General features: G+C 52.9%; 16 protein-coding genes. 11 read left to right on the top strand and 5 right to left on the bottom strand.

Annotated elements, in window-relative coordinates; genetic code table 11:
• Positions 1-33: 33 nt before the first annotated feature.
• A complete protein-coding gene (locus RIN69_RS03995; RefSeq protein ID WP_313855723.1) occupies positions 34-2,064 on the bottom strand; it encodes a type VI secretion system Vgr family protein in 2,031 nt (676 codons plus the stop codon).
• A 288-nt stretch (positions 2,065-2,352) separates the two neighbouring features.
• On the opposite strand from RIN69_RS03995, the gene polB reads away from it, so the two are divergent.
• The 3 genes from polB (at position 2,353) to rluA (ending at position 8,426) form a co-directional block, all read left to right on the top strand.
• Entirely contained in the window at positions 2,353-4,713 is a 2,361-nt protein-coding gene (gene polB / locus RIN69_RS03990; protein WP_313855722.1) for a DNA polymerase II, read from the top strand.
• A gap of 153 nt (positions 4,714-4,866) precedes the next feature.
• Complete coding sequence (gene rapA, locus RIN69_RS03985; protein ID WP_313855721.1) at positions 4,867-7,773, top strand: RNA polymerase-associated protein RapA; 2,907 nt, start codon at positions 4,867-4,869, stop codon at positions 7,771-7,773.
• Positions 7,773-8,426, top strand: a complete 654-nt coding sequence (gene rluA, locus RIN69_RS03980) for a bifunctional tRNA pseudouridine(32) synthase/23S rRNA pseudouridine(746) synthase RluA (RefSeq protein WP_313855720.1) — start codon at positions 7,773-7,775, stop codon at positions 8,424-8,426. The genes rapA and rluA overlap by 1 nt, the downstream gene beginning before the upstream one ends.
• Before the next feature lie 142 nt (positions 8,427-8,568).
• On the opposite strand, the gene djlA is transcribed toward rluA, so the two are convergent.
• Entirely contained in the window at positions 8,569-9,393 is an 825-nt protein-coding gene (gene djlA, locus RIN69_RS03975) for a co-chaperone DjlA (protein ID WP_313855719.1), read from the bottom strand.
• Between the two features lie 148 nt (positions 9,394-9,541).
• Between djlA and lptD the strand changes: the two genes are divergently transcribed.
• The 6 genes from lptD to apaH are packed head-to-tail and all read left to right on the top strand — an operon-like array spanning position 9,542 to position 16,309.
• On the top strand, positions 9,542-11,941 hold the full coding sequence (gene lptD, locus RIN69_RS03970) for an LPS assembly protein LptD (protein WP_313855718.1): 2,400 nt from the start codon (positions 9,542-9,544) through the stop codon (positions 11,939-11,941).
• A 52-nt stretch (positions 11,942-11,993) separates the two neighbouring features.
• Positions 11,994-13,289: a peptidylprolyl isomerase SurA gene (surA, locus tag RIN69_RS03965; protein ID WP_313855717.1), complete on the top strand. Its 1,296-nt coding sequence runs from the start codon at positions 11,994-11,996 to the stop codon at positions 13,287-13,289.
• A complete protein-coding gene (gene pdxA / locus RIN69_RS03960; protein ID WP_313855716.1) occupies positions 13,279-14,271 on the top strand; it encodes a 4-hydroxythreonine-4-phosphate dehydrogenase PdxA in 993 nt (330 codons plus the stop codon). Before surA ends, pdxA begins: the two co-directional genes overlap by 11 nt.
• Positions 14,264-15,085 (top strand): 16S rRNA (adenine(1518)-N(6)/adenine(1519)-N(6))-dimethyltransferase RsmA, encoded by an 822-nt coding sequence (gene rsmA, locus RIN69_RS03955; RefSeq protein ID WP_313855715.1) that lies wholly within the window; start codon positions 14,264-14,266, stop codon positions 15,083-15,085. Before pdxA ends, rsmA begins: the two co-directional genes overlap by 8 nt.
• A 3-nt stretch (positions 15,086-15,088) precedes the next feature.
• On the top strand, positions 15,089-15,466 hold the full coding sequence (gene apaG / locus RIN69_RS03950; RefSeq protein ID WP_313855714.1) for a Co2+/Mg2+ efflux protein ApaG: 378 nt from the start codon (positions 15,089-15,091) through the stop codon (positions 15,464-15,466).
• A gap of 12 nt (positions 15,467-15,478) precedes the next feature.
• Positions 15,479-16,309 (top strand): bis(5'-nucleosyl)-tetraphosphatase (symmetrical) ApaH, encoded by an 831-nt coding sequence (gene apaH, locus RIN69_RS03945; RefSeq protein ID WP_313855712.1) that lies wholly within the window; start codon positions 15,479-15,481, stop codon positions 16,307-16,309.
• 54 nt (positions 16,310-16,363) lie between these two features.
• On the opposite strand, the gene RIN69_RS03940 is transcribed toward apaH, so the two are convergent.
• The 3 genes from RIN69_RS03940 to RIN69_RS03930 form a co-directional block, all read right to left on the bottom strand.
• On the bottom strand, positions 16,364-18,151 hold the full coding sequence (locus RIN69_RS03940; protein WP_313855711.1) for a glycosyl hydrolase family 18 protein: 1,788 nt from the start codon (positions 18,149-18,151) through the stop codon (positions 16,364-16,366).
• Positions 18,152-18,306: 155 nt separating this feature from the next.
• Entirely contained in the window at positions 18,307-20,268 is a 1,962-nt protein-coding gene (locus RIN69_RS03935; protein ID WP_313855710.1) for a glycosyl hydrolase family 18 protein, read from the bottom strand.
• 143 nt (positions 20,269-20,411) lie between these two features.
• Positions 20,412-21,170, bottom strand: coding sequence for a prepilin peptidase (locus RIN69_RS03930; protein ID WP_313855709.1), 759 nt, complete (start codon positions 21,168-21,170; stop codon positions 20,412-20,414).
• A gap of 316 nt (positions 21,171-21,486) precedes the next feature.
• Here RIN69_RS03930 and gspG point away from each other — a divergent pair, with 316 nt between their 5' ends.
• Both gspG and RIN69_RS03920 read left to right on the top strand, forming a co-directional pair.
• Complete coding sequence (gspG, locus tag RIN69_RS03925; protein ID WP_313855708.1) at positions 21,487-21,909, top strand: type II secretion system major pseudopilin GspG; 423 nt, start codon at positions 21,487-21,489, stop codon at positions 21,907-21,909.
• Positions 21,910-21,911: 2 nt separating this feature from the next.
• Positions 21,912-22,358, top strand: a complete 447-nt coding sequence (locus tag RIN69_RS03920) for a lytic transglycosylase domain-containing protein (RefSeq protein ID WP_313855707.1) — start codon at positions 21,912-21,914, stop codon at positions 22,356-22,358.
• The last annotated feature ends 13 nt before the right edge of the window (positions 22,359-22,371 follow it).

Genomic DNA, 22,371 nt, shown 5'->3' with positions numbered 1-22,371 from the left:
CTTAAGCACACTGCAAGCGATAAAGGCTGGTGATTACATATATAAATGCAGCATGCTGAATATCGATATTTGATTGGAAAAATCCAGCTTCACTCCGGAACCACTGTATTTTATGGTATCGGTTTGCAGCGTAACGGCGCTTTTAGACATATTAAAGCCGGTAATACTGCTGGAAACGCCCTTAAATTCATTACTCGATAGCGTAGTACCTGCCGTCATACCATTTACTTTGATATCAAGACCATTAATACCAATATTGACACCAGAAATAGTGCAGGCTTCTCCCCGGGTAGTAAAGGTAATGCCCGGCGCGTTGATGGCTATATTACTGTCACTTTTCAGATGAATATTATGGGGTGAAGTAATAGCAATATTTCCGCCATTAACATTCTGTTGCCAGCCACCCTCAATCGAAACATTCGCTTCGCCATGAATACAAACATTACGATCGCCGGCAATCGTCAGCTTACTGTCTCCCCCAATTTCAGTGCGTTGCTGGCCTTTGATAAGATAGCGGGCGTCACTGTCTACCTGCAGATTCAGGTCGTTCTCTACCGAAATCGTCATATCACGCTCGGCGTGCATGGCGAAAATCTCGCGCCCCGGCGCATCATCAAGAAACAGGTAGCTGGCATTGTCCATGCTGCCACCGCTGCTGCGCGACATAAAGCCCATGCGGGTGGCGGCGCTGGGTAACGCCCACGGCGGCATATTCTGCTGATTATATACGCCTCCGGTAATAATCGGCCGATGCGGATCGCCATTAATAAAATCCACCACCACCTCTTCCCCGATGCGCGGCACCTGAACCGCACCATATTTCCAGCCTGCCCGACCGCTGGAGACCCGCACCCAGCAGGAAGCCGTCTCATCATCACCACCGTGACGATCCCAGTGAAACTTCAGCTTTACCCGCCCGTATTGATCGGTCCAGAAGGTTTCACCTCGCGGCCCGACAACCACGGCGGTTTGCGGCCCATACGTTTTCGGCCAGCGGGTATTTCGCGCCGGTCGCCAGTTCACCACCGCGGGCACCACGACAAAGTTGATATGCTGTTCGGCATCCTGCTCGTTACCGCTGGCATAGGGGTTTGCCACCAGCTGATAGCTGGCGCTGATGGTGAGGTAGTCTCCTTCATCCACCGCGCGGGCCGCCTGGCTAAAGTTAAACAGAAAACCCGCAGCGATGCCGACAGCACTGGCGCTGCCGGTTATCTGCTGATGACGTGCAGCAAGCTCCTGCTGACGCACTCGGGCATAAAACTCGCCGTGCTCTCGATCGGTAAACCCGCCAGGCCAGTCAAAGACTTCCGCTTTACCGCTGGCAAAAGAGTGGGGATTCTGACGCACCTGCAGCAAACGCGCATGTGGCTGTAAGTAATCGTAATCCGCGTGGCTGTAGCGTGCCGGAGTCACAGAATCCGTTACGCTCCAGCTCATTATCGCTTCCGCAACCTGCTCTTCATCCGGCTGAAACGTCAGCCTTTCATAACCCGGCAGCGGGTTATGTGCTCCGGGTGCATCAGCCAGAATGCAGACCTCGCTGCCCAGCTGATGCTTAAAGTAGTAATAGATCCCTTCGTGCTCCATCAGGCGGCTGATAAAATCAAAATCACTCTCCTGATACTGTACGCAATAATTCCACCGCCGGTAGCGCCAGCTAAGTTGATTCTCAAAAAGGATTTGATGCTCCGTCAGTAGCCCTGCCACAATTTCAGGAACGCTTTTTTCCTGCCAGATTCTGAAATCGCGATTTTGTGTTAAATGCCACAGCGCCGGACGTAAAACCGCCAAATAAACATAATAACGTTCACCACGGTTTTCACGTCCTACCAGGGTTATTTGCGTAACACAGCCATTTAAATATCTCGGTATTTCTTTGTGGGTATTTAATGCAACCGTTATTGACTGCCCTAACAAACATTTCAGCTCGATATCATTACTGGCGCTTAATAGCTCAACTTCAAAGCGATACAATCCGGAAAGCTGCTCACTGCCGGTCAGTTTTTTGAATAGCAGCCGACCGTCATCCAGCGGAGTATAGGCGACAATTTGGCGTTCCATGGTAAAAATCCTTTTATTAACTCTTCGCCTGCCTGGCTAAAAAATAAATTAACATCGTCCGTATTTATTGCCATAAAAATGTCATACCAATCGGTCTGAATAACATTATTACGTTAAATCGCCGTAAGGTTTAACACCTGATTCTGTATCTTGCCAGCCACAAGCGAAAGATTGAGCAATAATTTAAAAGTGTAATGATAATTATTATCAATTAAACACTCAGCGCCTGCAGCACTGTATAAATAAACATGCTATTATTGCTTATAGTTAACGCAATAAGGGTTTTCGGTGGACAACGCGCGCGCAGGCTTTTTACTTACTCGCCACTGGCGGGATACCGCCACGGGAACGGAGGTGGTGCTGTGGCTGGCAACCGATGCCGGGCCGCAACGGCTGGTGCTGCCGCAACAGGAGTCGGTGGCCTTTATTCCGCTGGAGTATCAGCAGCAGGTGCAGCAGCTGCTGGCAAATGAACGCCACTACCGCGTTGCACCGCTGGAACTGAAAGATTTTCGCCTGCGTCAGGTATTTGGGCTGTATTGTCGTCAGTACCGTCAGCTGCAGCGGCTGGAAAAACTGCTGCGGGAAAACCAGATACCGGTTTATGAAGCCGACATCCGCCCGCCAGAGCGCTTTTTAATGGAGCGCTTTATCACCGCACCGGTGTGGTTTAGCGGCCAGCCACTGGGTAACAGCCTGCAAAACGCCCGTCTGAAACCGCATCCTGATTATCGTCCACCGCTAAAATGGGTGTCGCTGGATATTGAAACCACTCAGCACGGCGAACTGTACTGCATTGGTCTGGAAGGCTGCGGTCAGCGCCAGGTTTATATGCTGGGGCCGGAAAATGGCGATGCCAGCCAGCTAGATTTTGCACTGGAGTACGTCAGCAGCCGGCCGCAGCTGCTGGAAAAACTTAATGCCTGGTTTCAGCAGCACGATCCGGATGTGCTGATTGGCTGGAATGTGGTGCAGTTCGATCTGCGGGTATTACAGAAACATGCTGACCGCTACGGTATTCCGCTGCGGTTAGGCCGCAATAATGAACCCCTCGAATGGCGTGAACATGGCTTTAAACCCGGCGTGTTTTTCGCCCAGGCCACCGGCCGGTTGGTCATTGATGGTATTGAAGCGCTGAAATCAGCGTTCTGGAACTTCTCCTCATTCAGCCTTGAAGCGGTTTCTCGTGAGCTGCTGGGCGAAGGCAAAGCGATCAATAATCCCTGGCAGCGCATGGAGGAAATCAACCAGCGTTTTGCCAACGATAAGCCGGCGCTGGCCCATTACAACCTGAAGGATTGTGAGCTGGTAACCCGTATTTTCCAGCACACCGAACTGATGCCATTTTTACTCGAGCGCGCCACGGTTAACGGGCTGGCGGTCGATCGTCACGGTGGTTCGGTCGCCGCCTTTGGTCATCTTTATCTGCCGCGCATGCATCGCGCCGGTTATGTTGCGCCAAACCTCGGCGAAATTGCGCCGGAAGCCAGTCCGGGCGGTTATGTGATGGACTCACGTCCCGGGTTGTATGACTCGGTACTGGTTCTCGACTACAAAAGCCTGTATCCGTCGATAATTCGCACCTTTCTTATCGATCCGGTCGGGCTGATCGCCGGGCTGGCGCAGCCTGACGATGCCCATTCGGTGCCGGGTTTTCGTGACGCCCGCTTCTCGCGTACAGAACACTGCCTGCCGGAAATCGTCAACCAGATCTGGCTTGGCCGCGAAGCGGCAAAAAAACAGGGCAATAAGCCGCTGTCTCAGGCGCTGAAAATCATTATGAATGCTTTTTATGGCGTGCTGGGAACCAGCGCCTGCCGCTTCTTCGATCCCCGGCTGGCTTCCTCAATCACCCTGCGTGGTCATGAGATTATGCGGCAAACCCGCGAGCTGATTGAGGCGCAAGGCTATGATGTGATTTATGGCGACACCGATTCAACCTTTGTCTGGCTGAAATCACCCCATGGTGAAGCCGAAGCGAATGAAATTGGTCAGCAACTGGTGGCAGTGGTTAATAACTGGTGGCGCGACCATTTGCACCAGCAGTTTGGCCTCGAAAGCGCGCTGGAACTGGAGTATGAGACCCACTTTAATCGCTTTCTGATGCCGACCATTCGCGGCGCGGAACAGGGCAGTAAAAAGCGTTATGCCGGAATGATTAACGATGGCGGTCAACAGCGTATGGTATTTAAAGGGCTGGAAACCGTGCGCACTGACTGGACGCCGCTGGCGCAGCAATTTCAGCAACAGCTTTATCAGCGTATTTTTCAGCGCCAACCCTATCAGGATTTTATTCGTGAAACCGTGCGCCAGCTGCTGGATGGCGAACTTGATGACCAGTTGGTGTTTAAAAAGCGCCTGCGTCGGCCACTGAGTGAGTATCAACGTAATGTGCCGCCCCATGTGCGGGCAGCGCGACTGGCCGATGAACAGAACCGCAAATTAGACCGCCCGTTGCAGTATCAGAACGGTGGCTATATTCGCTACGTGATGGCCACCTCTGGCCCGGAACCGCTGGAAGCCCGGCTTACGCCGCTCGACTACGATCATTATCTTTCGCGCCAGCTCCAGCCGGTAGCCGAGGGTATTTTGCCCTTTGTTCAGGATGATTTTGCTACACTAATAACCGGGCAATTAGGGCTGTTTTGACAGGTGACGAACGCGCCACCTTCCAGTACCATAGCGCCCTTCCTGAACGCTACCGCTCTGAACCTTTCGCCAGACATTCATGTCCGGCCGCAATACTTTTTGCCTGTGAGCGCGTTCTAAAAATTTTTTTTAAGAGAATCGAGCCAACTATCTATGCCTTTTACACTTGGTCAACGCTGGATCAGCGATACGGAAAGCGAACTGGGATTGGGAACTGTTGTTGCACTGGACGCACGTATGGTGACAGTGTTATTTCCCGCTACCGGTGAAAACCGTCTCTATGCCAGAAATGATTCTCCCATTACCCGCGTGATGTTTAATCCGGGCGATACCGTCACCAGCCATGAAGGCTGGCAGCTGGAAGTTGAAGAAGCCATCAGCGAAAACGGCCTGATGGCTTACGTCGGCCGACGTCTCGATACCGACGAAAGCGGTGTCATGCTGCGTGAAGTGATGCTGGACAGCAAACTGGTGTTCAGCAAGCCGCAGGATCGCCTGTTTGCCGGTCAGCTTGATCGTATGGACCGCTTTGCGCTGCGTTTTCGCGCACGCAAATACCACAGTGAACAGTATCGCCTGGCGATCAGCGGGCTGCGCGGCATGCGCACCAACCTGATCCCGCATCAGCTGCATATCGCCCATGACGTGGGTCGTCGCCACGCCCCACGCGTGCTGCTGGCCGATGAAGTTGGCCTGGGTAAAACCATCGAAGCCGGTATGATTATTCACCAGCAATTGCTGGCTGGCCGCGCAGAGCGCGTGCTGATTGTGGTGCCGGAAACGCTGCAACATCAGTGGCTGGTCGAGATGCTGCGCCGGTTTAACCTGCGCTTTGCGCTGTTTGACGATGCGCGCTATGCCGAAGCACAGCTCGACAGCGATAATCCATTTGATACCGAACAGCTGATTATCTGCTCGCTGGATTTCGTGCGCCGTAACAAACAGCGTCTGGAAAAAATGGCCGATGCCGAGTGGGATCTGCTGATTGTCGATGAAGCACATCACCTGGCGTGGAGCGAAGGTGAGCCAAGCCGTGAATATCAGGTCATTGAACAGCTGGCCGAACAAATTCCCGGCGTACTGCTGTTGACCGCAACGCCAGAGCAGTTGGGGATGGAGAGCCATTTTGCCCGCCTGCGCCTGCTCGATCCGGATCGTTTCCACGACTTTGGCCAGTTTGTTGAAGAGCAGAAGAACTTCCGTCCGATCGCCGATGCGGTAGCAATGCTGCTGGCTGACAAAAGCATCTCTAAAGATGAGATGAATATGCTGAACGACCTGGTCGGTGAACAGGATATCGAGCCGCTACTGCAGGTGGCTAACAGCGATCGTGAAGGCAAGCAGCAGGCGCGTGAAGAACTGATCAGCATGCTGATGGATCGTCACGGCACCAGCCGCGTGCTGTTCCGTAACACCCGTAACGGCGTTAAAGGCTTCCCGAAACGCGAGATGCACCAGATCCGCCTGCCGCTGCCGTTGCAGTATCAGACGGCGATCAAAGTCTCCGGTATTATGGGCGCACGTAAATCTGCTGATGAACGCGCGCGCGATATGCTTTACCCGGAGCAGATTTATCAGGAATTCGAAGGGGATTCCGGCACCTGGTGGAACTTCGATCCGCGCGTCGAATGGCTGATGGGTTACCTGACCAGCAACCGCGATGAAAAAGTGCTGGTGATCTGCGCCAAAGCCGCAACCGCACTGCAACTGGAACAGGTACTGCGTGAGCGTGAAGGCATCCGCGCGGCGGTCTTCCATGAAGGCTTATCGATTATTGAACGCGACCGTGCAGCGGCTTACTTCGCTACCGAAGAGGGCGGCGCTCAGGTACTACTGTGTTCAGAAATCGGCTCTGAAGGCCGTAACTTCCAGTTCGCCAGCCGGCTGGTGATGTTCGATCTGCCATTCAATCCGGATCTGCTGGAGCAGCGTATTGGTCGTCTTGACCGTATCGGCCAGGCGCACGATATCCAGATTATGGTGCCGTACCTGGAAAAAACCGCGCAGTCGGTGCTGGTGCGCTGGTATCACGAAGGGCTGGATGCATTCGAACACACCTGCCCAACCGGTCGTACGGTTTATGACAGCGTTTATCAACCGCTGATCGAGTATCTGGCCGCGCCGGAAAATACCGAAGGGCTGGACGAATTTATTGCCGAGTGCCGCAGCCAGCATGATGCGCTGAAATCGCAGCTGGAGCAGGGCCGCGACCGTCTGCTGGAGCTGAACTCCAACGGCGGTGAAAAAGCGCAGGCGCTGGCCGGGCTGATTGGCGAGCAGGACAGCGATATCGAGCTGGTGAATTTCGCGCTGAATCTGTTTGATATCGTTGGGATCAACCAGGAAGATCGCAGCGACAACCTGATCGTTCTGACGCCATCGGATCATATGCTGGTGCCTGATTTCCCTGGGCTGCCGGAAGATGGCTGCACCATCACTTTCGATCGCGATCAGGCATTATCACGTGAAGATGCGCAATATGTGACCTGGGAACACCCGATAATTCGTAACGGTTTGGATCTGATTCTTTCCGGCGACACCGGCAGCTGTGCGCTGTCGCTGCTGAAAAACAAAGCGCTGCCGGTCGGAACGCTGCTGGTCGAGATGATCTATGTCGTTGAAGCGCAGGCACCGAAACATCTGCAGCTGACCCGCTTCCTGCCACCGACGCCGATTCGAATGCTGGTTGACCGTAAAGGCACCAATCTTGCCGGTAAAGTGGAGTTTGAGAGCTTTAACCGTCAGCTGAATGCGGTAAATCGTCATACCGGCAGTAAGCTGGTCAATGCGGTTCAGCAGGATGTGCATGCGATTCTGAAGTTATCCGAAGAGCAGGCCGCAGCGGAAGCGCGTTTAGTGATCGATGCGGCGCGTCAGGAAGCCGATGAAAAACTGAGTGCTGAATTGTCACGTCTGGAAGCGTTGAGAGCCGTTAACCCTAACATCCGTGATGATGAGGTAGAGGCGCTGGAAAACAACCGTGAACAGGTACTGGCCAGCCTCAACGACGCCGGCTGGCGTCTTGATGCACTGCGTCTGATAGTGGTGACTCACCAATAATGCAACCTTACAATCCCCCGCAGGATCCCTGGCTGCATATTCTGTATCAGGATCAGCATATTATGGTGGTCAATAAGCCCAGCGGTTTACTGTCAGTACCCGGTCGTCTTGAGGAGCATAAAGACAGCGTGATGACGCGTATTCAGCGCGATTATCCGCAGGCCGAATCGGTGCACCGGCTGGATATGGCGACCAGCGGGGTGATTGTTGTGGCGCTGCACAAAGCCGCTGAGCGTGAGCTGAAGCGGCAATTTCGTGAGCGTGAGCCACAGAAAAGCTATGTGGCGCGCGTCTGGGGCCACCCGCAGCCGGAAACCGGTCTGGTTGATTTACCGCTGATCTGTGACTGGCCGAACCGGCCAAAGCAGAAAGTGTGTTTTGAAACCGGCAAAGCCGCACAGACCGAGTATGAAGTACTGGAGTATGCCAGCGACAACAGCGCGCGCGTGCGCCTGAAGCCGATTACCGGTCGTTCGCATCAGCTGCGCGTGCATATGCTGGCATTAGGCCACCCGATTCTCGGCGATAATTTTTATGCGCACGAGGAAGCCAGAGCAATGGCATCAAGATTACAGCTGCATGCGGAAATGCTGACGATTACTCATCCTGAGTATCAGACGCCGATGACCTTTCGTCAGCCGGCAGATTTTTAGTTACGCCAGACTCTCGCTTATTCAGGCGTCGGTGGCGCCGTCAGTTCAGGTGCGGCCAGCGCGCAAAAACCGGAACGTACACAAAGTACATAAGGATTTTGCGCACTGCCCAAGCCTGGAATGGCAAGTAAGCCAGCCTGAATTACTTGAAATTCTTCTCGCGTTTGATCAAATCATACGCCGCCTGAATCTCCTGCGCCTTTTGCTTTGCCATCTCCATCATCTCCGGCGGCAGCCCTTTGGCAACCAGCTTATCCGGATGGTGTTCGCTCATCAGCTTACGATACGCACGTTTAATGGTGGTGCTGTCATCGCTGCTTTTCACTCCCAGCACGCTGCAGGCATCTTCCAGCGTTGGCCCACGCGGAGCCTGCTGAAAACCGCCGTGCGAAGAGCCGCCCCAGGATTGATTGCTGCCGCCAAACTGCTGGCCCCCTTCCATCATGCGCAGAAACTGGTCGAACTGCGTGCGAGAGATGCCCAGCTCTTCGGCAATCACATACAACACCTGACGTTCATTGGGGTGCAGTGAACCATCAGCAAAGGCGGCCTGAATCTGAATTTCCAGAAACATCCTAATCAGATCAAAACGACCAAAACAGGCGCTGCGCAGTTCGCGCAGTTTATTTCGCAACGGATATTCACCCTGCTTACCTTCGCGGAATGCCCGCTGGGCAGCGGTACGCGCCTCACCGTGTAACTGCATCCGATCCATCAGCAGTGATGCCATCTGGATATCCGCGTCGGTTACACGCCCTTTAGATTTGGTTAAATGCCCCATTACCTGGAAGGTGGTGCGAAAAAATAATGTTTGTCGCGTTTGTTGATTGGCAAAATAGCCCTGCCCTTGCGCACCGCGAATCTTATCGACCATATGGCCAATAATCAGGCCAATTGCCAGACCCCAGAAGCCCGCTCCTGACATCAAACCCAGCACAAGGCCGAGTACTTTTCCCCAATAGCGCATATACTCCTCAATTCGCCATGCTCAAGGCTAAAAATTGCATTATCATACCTGTCATTTATCTCAGAGCCTAACGGCAACGCGGGTAAACGAGCAGGATTAACACTAGCGCAACGCAGTTGAGTAAGTTAGTCTCTGACCGTTTGTCGGCATGATGCCTGTTATCACGGAATTCTCGATACCGCGTATGAAAAAACGTATACCTACTTTGCTGGCCACTCTGATTGGCTCAGCACTATACAGCCAGCAGGTGCTTGCCGACGATTTGATGTCGCAGTGCATGCTTGGCGTGCCAAGTTTTAACCGGCCACTGGTTGAAGGCAAAACCGATCAATTGCCGGTAACGATCAACGCTGATAACGCGAAAGGCAATTATCCCGACAATGCGGTATTCAGCGGTAATGTTGATGTTCAGCAAGGGAACAGTCGCCTGCAATCTGATGAAGTTCAGCTTCACCAGAAAATGCTGCCGGGCCAGACTGTGCCGACGCGCACCATCGACGCACTGGGAAATGTGCACTATGACGACAATCAGGTCATCCTGAAAGGTCCGAAAGCCTGGTCAAATCTGAATACAAAAGACACTAACGTCTGGAACGGCAACTATCAGATGGTAGGCCGCCAGGGGCGTGGTCAGGCCGATCAGATGAAACTGCGCGGTGAAAATCGTTACACTATTCTGGAAAACGGCACCTTTACTTCCTGTCTGCCTGGCGATAACAGCTGGAGCGTGGTCGGTTCAGAAGTGATTCAGGACCGCGAAGAAGAAGTGGCTGAGATCTGGAACGCGCGCTTTAAAATCGGCGCGGTACCGGTGTTTTACAGCCCATACCTGCAGTTGCCAATCGGCGATCGTCGCCGCTCCGGCTTCCTGATCCCGAATGCAAAATACGGCAGTAATAACGGCTTCGAATTTATGCTGCCTTATTACTGGAACATCGCGCCAAACTTTGATGCGACGCTGACGCCGCACTACATGAGCAAGCGCGGTGTGCAGTGGCAGAACGAGTTCCGCTATCTGACCGTTGCCGGCACCGGTCTGGTGCAATTTGACTATCTGCCTTCGGACAATCAGTACAATAAAGATCAGGCCGAGCGCGGGAACACCGATGACAAAGATTCAAATCGTTGGTTCTTCTACTGGCGTCATGCTGGCGTCTATGATCAACACTGGCGCTTCAATGCCGACTTCTCGAAGGTCAGCGATCCATACTATTTCAACGATCTCGACTCGCCTTACTATTCGTCTACCGATGGTTATCTGACGCAGAAATTCAGCATCGGCTACGCGGAAGAGAACTGGAATGCGACGATTTCCAGTAAAGACTTCCAGGTGTTCCCAATTAACAACACCAGAAACGTTTATCGTGCGCAGCCACAGTTTGATTTTAACTGGTATCAGAATGATGTCGGCCCGTTTGACACCCATCTGTATGCACAGGCGGTTAAGTTTACCAACGTAAACGATCGCTATCCGGATGCGACGCGCTTACATCTTGAGCCAACCATCAATCTGCCGATGTCCAACGGTTGGGGTAGCCTGAATACCGAAGCAAAACTGCTGGCGACGCACTATCAGCAGGATGATGTTGAATATTTCAACTCACTGCCGGCCAATGCCAATAATCAGCTGGATGAGTCGGTTAACCGCGTGATGCCGCAGTTTAAAGTTGACGGCAAGGTGGTCTTCGACCGCGAGATGAACTGGGCAGAAGGGTATACCCAGACGCTGGAGCCACGCGCCCAGTACCTGTATATCCCGTATCGCAACCAGAGTAATATCAACTCGTATGACTCCACGCTGCTGCAATCTGACTATACCGGCCTGTTCCGTGATCGTACTTACAGCGGCCTCGATCGTATCGCCTCCGCTAACCAGGTGACCACCGGTGTCACGTCGCGTATTTTTGATAACGATCTGGTTGAACGTTTTAACGTTTCTGTGGGTCAAATCTACTCGTTTACCCCTTCCCGCACCGGTCTGAATACCGTTAGCGATGAAGATGATACTGGCAGCCTGGTGTGGGCCGGTGATACATACTGGAAGATTAGCGATCGCTGGAGCACCCGCGGCGGCATTCAGTACGACACGCGTCTGGATAATATTTCGCAGGGAAATGCGGTGCTGGAATATCGTCGTGACGCTGACCGCATGGTACAGCTTAACTATCGTTACAGCAGCCCGGAGTACGTTGCGTCAGCGCTGCAACAGAACATTTCGGCCAACCCGATCTACAAAGATGGTATTTCTCAGGTTGGTATGACGGCTAGCTGGCCAATTGCTGATGCCTGGTCCGTTGTAGGTGCATACTACTACGACACCAAAGCACAACAGCCTGCCGATCAGCTGGTCGGCCTGCAGTACAGTTCGTGCTGCTATGCTATCCGCCTGGGTTATGAACGCAAAATCAACGGTTGGGAAAACGACAACAGTAAATACGACAACCAAATCTCGTTCAACATTGAACTGCGTGGCCTGAGCTCTAACTACGGCTTAGGAACCGGTCAAATGCTGCGTCAGGGTATTCTGCCTTACCAGCGCGCTTTCTGATGTTGTAATGTCTGGCATGCAAACCCGCAGTGCGGAAAAGAATGGAAAAAGTATGAAGAACTGGAAAACGCTGATCCTTGGTGTGGCGCTGGCAGCCAATACCGCGTTTGCAGCACCACAAGTTGTTGATAAAGTCGCCGCAGTGGTAAACAACGGCGTGGTACTAGAAAGCGATGTAAACGGCATGATGCAATCGGTCAAAGCGCAAGCGCAGCAGGCCGGGCAGCAGCTGCCTGACGATAAAACGCTGCGTCACCAGATTGTTGAACGTCTGATTATGGATAACATCCTGCTGCAGATGGGTAAACAGATGGGCGTACAGATCACCGATCAACAGCTTGATCAGGCGATCGCTAACATCGCGGCGCAGAACCAGATGTCAATGGATCAGATGCGTAGCCGTCTGGCCTATGATGGCGTCAATTACGGCACTTATCGCGAGCAGATTCGTAAAGAGATGCAGATCGCCGAAGTGCGTAATAACGAAGTACGCCGTCGCGTTACCATTCTGCCGCAGGAAGTCGACACGCTGGCAACTCAGGTCGGCGCACAGAATAACCGTGGAACCGAGCTGAACCTTAGCCACATTCTGCTACCGCTGCCGGAAAACCCGACTCAGCAGCAGGTTGATGATCAGGAAAACCTGGCGAATCAGCTGGTCGGCGAGATCAAAGGCGGCGCTGACTTTGGTAAGTTAGCAGTGACTTACTCGGCTGATTCTCAGGCGCTGAAAGGCGGCAACATGGGCTGGGGCAAAATCGAAGAGTTGCCAACGCTGTTTGCCCAGGCGCTGAGCACGGCGAAAAAAGGCGATATCGTCGGCCCAATTCGTTCTGGCGTCGGTTTCCACATCCTGAAGGTCAATGACCTGCGCGGCGAGAGCCAGAACATTTCGGTTACCGAAGTGCATGCCCGCCACATTCTGCTGAAGCCATCGCCGGTACTGACCGATGCGCAGGCGCGCCAGAAACTGGAGCAGGTTGCTGCTGATATTCAAAGCGGAAAAACCGACTTTAGCAGCGCGGCAAAACAGCTGTCTGATGACCCAGGTTCTGCCAATCAGGGCGGCGATCTCGGCTGGACGTCAGCTGAAGTCTATGACCCTGCGTTCCGTGATGCCTTGCTGAAACTGAATAAGGGCCAGCTCAGCCAGCCGGTTCACTCCTCTTTCGGCTGGCACCTGATTCAGCTGATGGATACCCGCCAGGTTGATAAAACTGATGCGGCGCAGAAAGAGCGTGCCTATCGCCTGCTGTTTAACCGTAAGTTTGCTGAAGAAGCACAAACCTGGATGCAGGAACAACGTGCCAGCGCTTACGTGAAAATCCTCGATCAGAATGCGCAGTAATCTGCGTGTGGCGATCACTCCCGGCGAACCCGCCGGGATTGGTCCCGATCTGACCATTCAACTGGCACAGCGCGACTGGCCGGTTGAACTGGTGGTCTGTGCCTCTCCGGCACTGCTGATTGAGCGCGCCGCCCTGCTCGGCCTGCCACTGGAGCTGCGAGAGTATCAAGCGGGTACTGCCGCGCAGCCACAACGCGCCGGTACGCTGACGGTGTTGCCGGTGGCAACGCCACAGCCGGTGACAATCGGTGAGCTAAGTGTGGATAACAGCCACTACGTACTGGAAACCCTGGCGCGTGCCTGTGACGGCTGTCTGAACGGCGAATTTGCCGCGCTGATTACCGGTCCGGTACACAAAGGGGTGATCAACGATGCCGGTATTGCCTTCAGTGGGCATACTGAATATTTCGCTGAGCGTTCCGCATGTGAGCGGGTAGTGATGATGCTGGCGACGGAAGAGTTACGCGTCGCGCTGGCCACCACCCACCTGCCGCTTAAAGATGTCGCCGACGCCATTACGCGTGAGAGCCTGCATGAAGTTATAGGTATTCTGCATCACGATCTGCAAAATAAGTTTGGCATTGCCAACCCACATATCTTCGTCTGCGGCCTTAACCCGCATGCTGGCGAAGGCGGTCATATGGGCCGCGAAGAGATTGATACCATTATCCCGGCTCTGAATGAGCTGCGCCTGCAAGGGTTACAGCTTACCGGCCCGTTGCCGGCGGATACGCTTTTCCAGCCGAAATATCTGCAAAATGCCGATGCGGTGCTGGCGATGTATCACGATCAGGGACTTCCGGTGCTAAAATATCAGGGATTTGGTCGCGCGGTGAATATCACCCTTGGCCTGCCATTTATCCGTACCTCTGTTGACCACGGCACCGCGCTTGAACTTGCGGGCCAGGGCACGGCGGATGCGGGCAGCTTTATCACGGCGCTTAATCTCGCCATTACCATGATCAAGAGCAGTAATGAATAATCGCGTCCACCAGGGCCACTTTGCCCGCAAACGTTTTGGACAGAACTTCCTCAACGACCAGTACATCATCGACAGCATTGTTTCCGCTATCCATCCACAGCCCGGTGAGGCGATGGTGGAGATCGGTCCCGGCCTTGGCGCCCTGACCGAACCGGTAGGCGATCGCCTCGATGCCATGACCGTCATTGAACTTGACCGCGATCTGGCGGCACGTTTGCAAACGCATCCGTTTCTCGGCCCTAAACTGACCATTTTCCAACAAGATGCGATGACCTTTAACTTTGCCGAACTGGCAGAGCAGCAAGGCCAGCCGCTGCGTGTGTTCGGTAACCTGCCTTACAATATCTCCACGCCACTGATGTTCCATCTGTTCAGCTATACTGGATCAATCCGTGATATGCACTTTATGTTGCAAAAAGAAGTGGTTAATCGTCTGGTTGCGGGTCCGGGCAGCAAAGCCTATGGCCGCCTGAGCGTAATGGCACAGTACTACTGCAATATCATTCCGGTGCTGGAAGTGCCGCCTGAGTCGTTTACTCCGGCACCTAAAGTTGAGTCAGCGGTGGTGCGTCTGGTGCCCCATACCACGCTGCCTAATCCGGTTGACGATATTCGCGCACTGAGCCGTATTACCACTGAAGCCTTCGGCAAACGCAGAAAAACCCTGCGCAACAGCCTCGGTCATCTGTTTTCGCTTGAAGTGCTTAATGAACTGGGCATCGATAACACGCTGCGTGCGGAAAATATTTCTGTCGCACAATACTGCCAGTTAGCTAACTGGTTAACTGCGCATCCTCAGCCGCAGGAGAACTAACAGATGATTGATTCGCCCCGAGTTTGTGTACAGGTGCAGAGTGTTTACGTTGAGTCGCAATCAGCACCTGATGAACAGCGCTACGTTTTCGCTTACACCATTACCATCCGCAATCTGGGGCGCAATCCTGTGCAGTTACTTGGCCGTTACTGGTTGATTACCAACGGTAACGGTCGGGAAACTGAAGTTCAGGGTGAAGGTGTGGTTGGAGAACAGCCACATATTGAGCCAGGCGAAGAATTTCAGTATACCAGCGGCGCGATCCTTGAAACGCCGATGGGCACCATGCAAGGCCACTACGTGATGATCGACCAGCAGGGTGAAACCTTTCACGTCGATATCCCGGTCTTCAGGCTGGCCGTTCAAACCCATATTCATTAAGAAACAGACTCAATGAGTACTTACCTGATTGGCGACGTCCACGGTTGCTATGACGAGCTGCAATCGCTGCTGGCACAAGTCGCCTTCGATCCACAGCAAGATACCCTGTGGCTGACCGGCGATCTGGTAGCACGCGGGCCGGGATCGTTAGAAGTCTTGCGCTTTGTGCGCACTCTGGGCGACTGCGTACGCCTGGTTCTGGGCAATCACGATCTGCATCTGCTGGCGGTTTACGCCGGTATCAGCCGTAATAAACCGAAAGATCGTATTACTCCGCTGCTGGAAGCACCCGATGCTGATGAGCTGATTAACTGGCTACGTCGTCAGCCGCTGTTGCAGGTTGATGAAGAAAAGAAGCTGGTGATGGCGCATGCCGGCATTACCCCACAGTGGGATATCGCCACGGCGAAGATGTGCGCACGCGAAGTGGAAGCGGTGCTCTCCAGTGACAGTTATCCGCTGTTCCTCGATGCCATGTACGGTGATATGCCTAATAACTGGACGCCGGAACTGAGCGGATTATCCCGCCTGCGTTTCAGTACCAACGCGCTGACGCGGATGCGCTACTGCTTCCCGAACGGTCAGCTGGATATGATCTGCAAGGATTCGCCGGAGTCTGCCCCGCCACCGCTGAAACCCTGGTTCGCCATTGAAGGGCCAGTGGCACGCGACTACACCATTATCTTTGGTCACTGGGCGTCGTTAGAAGGCCGCGGTACACCGCAGGGGATTATCGGGCTTGATACCGGTTGTTGCTGGGGCGGTAATCTGACGCTGCTGCGCTGGGAAGATGGCTCGCTGTTTACCCAACCGTCCAACCGTGAACGCGCGGTTGAAGCGTAGTCGGTGTAAGCGGAGACCGTTGCTACGGTCTCCGCTGTTATCTGTCAGTCCAGATTATTTCTTATCCCAGGCCTGTGCCCAACTGCTGCCCGTTCCTGGTGCATAGGCCCATTCTGCGCCTGCACACCAGGCAGTATACGGCCATGGCTTACATGCATACACTCCGCCAGCTGAACTGACCTTATCACCGGCTTTATAAGCAGTACCCGCGACATAGGCAGGATAGCCCGGCTGTGGATTTTCACCCGCTTCGGTAGTGACTGAAATCATTTCGCTCTTATCAGAATGATTATCAGAGGTATCAACCGCTTCAACCTGATACTGATAGGAAGTGCCTGCCGCCAGGCCGGTATCGATAAAGCTGGTCTGCAGCTGTTTCGTCAGCAACGCGCCGTTGCGATAAATATTATAGTGACGCACCGCGACATTATCGCTTGAGGCTTCCCACGACAGTTTCACCGCGTGCGCTCCGCTCGCCTCACCGTACAGACCCTGCGGAGTGCTCGGCTGCTCGTTATCTTCAGATGGCTTATCATCATCCAACACCACTGATGCCGCTTCGCTCGGCAGTGACAGATTGCCTGCTTTATCCACGGCGATAATCACATACTCGTAAGCATTGCCGTTAGTTACCTGATTATCGCTGAACTGCGGCGAAGTGGACTGACCGATCTCTTCACCATTGCGCCAAATCTGATACTGAGCAACGCCGACGTTATCGGTGGATGGCGTCCAGCTCAATGCAACCAGGCCCGATGAGGCGATCAGCTCTGGCTTACCCGGCTGGCTCGGTGCCTGATTATCCGGCTCGCCAACGAAATCTTCGTTAATCAACTTGCCGTAACGGTTGGCAAACTCATAACCGTAGGCATTGCCCGCCTTGCTGTGACCGGTGTCCCAGTTAATTGACCAGGTCATCAGCCCTTTAATCGGCGTACCCTGCGCCGTCAGGCGCTCCCAGGCAGAACGCACATCGGCTTCGTTGCGGGCATAACCGGTTGCGGCGGCATCCGGATTGCTCGGCAGGCCGATGACAAACTTATCGGCAGGAATCCGGATAAAGTCACGCGAGCCGTGAACCAGCGAATCTGTCAGATAGTACAAGAACTCCGCTTTTTTGCTGTCATCATTTTGCGCATACCAGCCGCTTCCGGCCGCGACGCCATCGCCACCCTGGTTGTAATACTGAGGAGAGATGAAGTCGTAATAGCCTTCGAGATTTTTGATCAGACCTTCGTAGGCTCCGCCATTCCGCAAATAAGGGAATTCCGGTGCCATACTAATAATAAAGTGCGGGTATTTATTCTTGACCAGTTTCAGTGCCGCCGGAATTTCAGTCTGGTTAGCGCCGGCCTTAATTGCGCTGCCTTCCAGATCGATATCCAGACCATCAAAACCGTACAGCTCAACCAGACGAATAATTTCATCAGCAAATTTCTGCGCGTCTCCGGCTTTAAGCTCAATATGCGCGTCAGCCCCCCCCAGTGATACTAATACCGCACGCCCCTGACTATTCAGCGTGGCGACCGCCTGACGGAACTGTGCATCCGTCATATTATAGGGTTTAAAAGTTGGGATACCGCTGCCTTCCATAAAAGCGACGGTAATAACATTATACTCGGCAGGAATACTGGTCAGTTCAACATCGGCAGCGCTACCTTGCTGATAACCATCTGATTTTGAAGCCCAGTTATGCCAGAACCCCACCATTATTTTTTTCCCGCTAATATCAGGAAAAACTGATGCGGCATCATTGGCAGCAGCAAAACTCGCAGAACCGGAAAGTACTCCCGCGATTAGCAGGCTGGCGGTGATAATGTTTTTTTTGAACAAGGATTTCATCGAATAATACTCCAGATAGATGATACTTTATCCAAACAAGTTAATATCACTCCGCCATCAATAAAATAAGCGACTTCCCGGAATGACGCAGAAATTTCTTTTATTAGTGTTTGATTTAGGTTTCGTTTTTAATAAACAGGAAAAATAAATTAATATTATTGTGGATATTCAATAACTTTCACTTTGGCTATTGACGACTGATGATGATCGTCAGTGACCGTCAGAATAAAACTGTATTCTGTCTGCTGATCTACCGCCATTAAACTAATATGCGCCTGCTGCTGATCATCATCTTCAAGCGTGACAGGCGGCCCGGATAACTGCTCCCAGCGCCAGCTCAGAGATCCACCTTCCGGATCTTTTGACTGCGATCCATCCAGCGTCACCCGCTCCGCTCCGCTAATGTGCTGCGTGTAGCCAGCGTTGGCGATCGGCGGTCGGTTTTCGGGCAGTTGCAAACTATCACCGTTTCCCAGACCTTCATGCATCGCATTCAGCAAATCACCGTTATCAGCGCTGATATCGCTGAGCAGCAGTCCACCCAGTCGCTGAGCATAAACATACTGCCCTTTTGCTTTCACCGAGCGCGGATTCTCATAGCTGAGCAGCTGCCGGGACGATTTGTTAAACAGAAAAGGCACCTCGGCTTTTTCGTCATAACCCGCTTGCCAGTGGCTATCGTTCAATTGCTGCGTCAGATTACGATAACCGATCAGGCTCGCTTCTCTGCTGCCGTTCAGCGGCCCCAGGGCGCGTCCGGTGAAAGGGTTTGCTTGCTGATGAGTGTCGACTCCCTGCCAGCCCTGGGCGTAACTGGCAAAACCCAGTACAATTTTATCACTACTGACTCCCTGATTAATCAACGCGCGCACGCTGTTATCAACGGCCGGCCGACGTTCGTCATACAGCGCGCTCTGATGCCAGGGGTATTGCTGCTCACCCGGCGCGACGCTGCCGTCGCCATTAAGGAAAATATGATCCAGATAGCGCTGAGCCTCAGCATAGTTCACTCTGGCAATACGCCGTGCGCCGCCATCAACCGTTGCGGTTAACTGATACTGTTTGCCGTTGCGGATGGCCAGCTCATCCATCATGGCCCGCAGCTCTTTCATTAATGCGGTGAAAATTGCGCCATCGGTTGGCTTACCGGGGTTTGCACCGACGCCGCCCCCGCCTGGATATTGCCAGTCGATATTAATCCCATCAAAAAACTTCCACGTCTGCAGCAGTACTTTTACCGAATCGACAAACTGCTGACGACGAAGCGGATCGTCCAACTGGCTGAAAGGATCAGAAAGCGTCGCTCCGCCGATTGAGGGCAGGATTTGTAGTTGTGGCAAACTTCTTTTCAGCATCATCAACTGACCAAAATGGCCCTGATAGCTACTCTGGCCACTTATTCCCTCACTGTTCTGCACCGCAGCGTAAAGATCCAGTAAGCCGACGCTAAAATCTGGCCGTCCGGCGCAGCTACGCATCAAAGCCTGATAGCGCTGTGGCTGACGTATTTTCAGGGTATGATTTATCATCTCGCCACCACAAATTGGCAGCTCTGCATAAAGCAGATGCGTCAGATTCTGTGCCGGAATGCTGCTCACCGGAAAATAGCCATCCTCACCGCCCCATTCGGTGAACGTGGCCGCGATGACTTTAGCCGAACGGTTCTGGTAAGGCTGATGGTTATCCGGCAGCGGGAGGTCTATCGGCTCCAGATGACTGCCGTCTGTGTCGGCCACGATCAGCGGATGTCTTTTACTGAAACTACAGCCTTCGACATTACACAGCTCAATCTGTAGCTGATAATGTCCGCCTTTCTTGATGATAAAACTGGCGCGTTGCTCGGCGCTGCTTCCGCTCCAGTGAACAATATCATCGACTAATATATTTGCACGTGTACCGCCGTCGCCACTCCAGATATTCCACTTAACCGTCACCTTTGCTGCGGATTTAACGGTGACTAACTGTTGATAAGACTGCGCATTATAATCAATATCAACCAGCGAGGCGGTCAAATTATCCGTATCAGAAATCACCGCTTCACCAGGAAGCGCAGCAGAAAGTGCGGGGGACAGGAGCACACTAATCAATAAACTTAGTTTCTTAATGTTATTTTTCATGGCTCATTTTTCTTTATTTTCAGGATGGAAAACCCGGCGCATAATATATTCCGACATTAATGATAAATATAAGAGGCATGACAGCCAGCCTGTGGAAAATTCCCAGCAGTTCCAGGATACTTCTAAATAAAATGTTTTAATGCTCAGAAAAAAGCAGGATAATCCTGGCGTCCAAAAACCAGGCAGATCAGCGCCACGACAATCGGATAAGGGCCAAAAGGAAAGGGCTGATTCGGTTTCACCCGTAACAACAGTATGGCAGTCGCTATCGCCAGCAAAGGCGCAAATACCATAATCTGGCACAGCGTTTCCACGCCAAACCAGGCCCCCAGCGCAGCAAACAGCTTCATATCCCCCATCCCCATTCCGGCGCGTCCACGCAGCAGGTAACATCCGCGATCCAATAACCACGGCAGCAGATACCCCAGCAGAGACGCGATTAACGCTTCTGTTAAGCTGACGGTTTCAAGGCCCAATCCGGCGGCGGCAATTCCCAGCCCCCACAGCGGCAATACCAGACAATCCGGCAGCAGCATGGTCTGCCAGTCAATCGCTGCCAGCGCAATCATCAGACAGATAGCAATCAGTAACATGGCGCAATACAGTGTTACGCCGTAGCGCCAGAGCATCAGCGCAAACAATCCTGCCGTCACCGCTTCCACCAGCGGATAGCGCCAGTGAATTGCCTGCTGGCAATCGGCACAGCGTCCGCGCAGCAGCAACCAGCCGAATAGCGGCAGATTGTGCCGCCAGCGGATACGTGCCTGGCAACAAGGGCATGAAGAAGGAGGAAAACTTAAACAACATTGCGCACCTGCCATCATTAGCGGCAGGCGATAAATCACCACGTTGAGGAAACTACCGAAAACTGCACCAAGCAGCAGAGCCAGAGCAATCTGCATTTATCATCTCATTTATTAATTATTTAACACACCGCCAGACAGGTTGAGTCTACTTTTTTATCAGAAACAAAACGTTATTAATAAACCATTATGTTTTTTAATTTTCTAAAACTGAACGGCGAAAGCTTAATTTTCTCTAAAGATAATACAAAGAGTGATGAAAGTTAAAGGCAATCAGCAGATAAAGAATATTCTCCGCCAGCCCGCCAATATTCTTAATAAACGAAAGAGCAATAGCCTACAAATTCATCATTAAATGTTTAAGAATAATCGAATGAATTTGCAATGAATGAAATATGGCTACCGTGAGAACCTCATGAACAAATATCTATTATCCCATTATCGCCAGCAACAAGGTTTTACCCTGCTCGAATTACTGGTGGTGTTAATGATTATCGCCTTACTGGCTGGCTTTGTTGGTCCGCGTCTTTTTTCACAGGTTGATCAGGCCAAAGATAAAACCGCCGCCAGCCAGATGAAGAGTTTGTCACAGGCACTGAGCCAGTACCGTCTTGACGTCGGTCAATATCCCTCCGAAGAGCAGGGGCTGAAAGCACTGACAGAGCGCCCGAGCGGCGAGAGGAACTGGCACGGCCCTTATCTGAGTAAAGAAGTGCCCGCCGATCCCTGGGGCAATCCTTACCAATGGCACAAACCGACCCGTAACAAGAATGTGGTGTATGAAGTGGAGCTGATTGCCACCGGTAATGACGGGAAAAAGGTGAGTTACGGGTTCTGATTGTGCGTACTTCACTGCTTTTACTCCTGCTCTGGTTTGTGCAACTGCCCGTTTACGCCACCTGCTGGGATCAGGCCGGGCAGCGTTACGGCATTGAGCCGGAGCTGCTACAGGCTATCGCCATTGTAGAGTCCAATTTGCAAGCCTCGGCGCGCAATCAGAACCGCGATGGTAGCTATGACATCGGGCTGATGCAGATTAACAGTCGGCATCTGCCCAGGCTGCGCAACTTTCAGATATCAGAACGAAAGCTGCTCGATGATCCCTGTCTGAGCGTAATGACGGGAGCCTGGGTACTGGCCGGTTTTATGCGTAGCTACGGCTACAGCTGGGACGCGGTTGGCGCGTATAACGCCGGCGGATCGGCCGCCCGTGAACATCTGCGCCAGCGTTACGTTATGCGCGTCCAGCCTCACTATGCGCGGCTCAAACAAGAAAACCGGCCGTAAGCCAGTAAGAAAT

This window comes from Winslowiella toletana (assembly GCF_032164335.1).
Classification (GTDB): Bacteria; Pseudomonadota; Gammaproteobacteria; order Enterobacterales; family Enterobacteriaceae; genus Erwinia; species Erwinia toletana_A.
The sequence above is the reverse complement of the archived record's forward strand: the minus strand, read 5'-3'. Positions and strand labels throughout refer to the sequence as shown.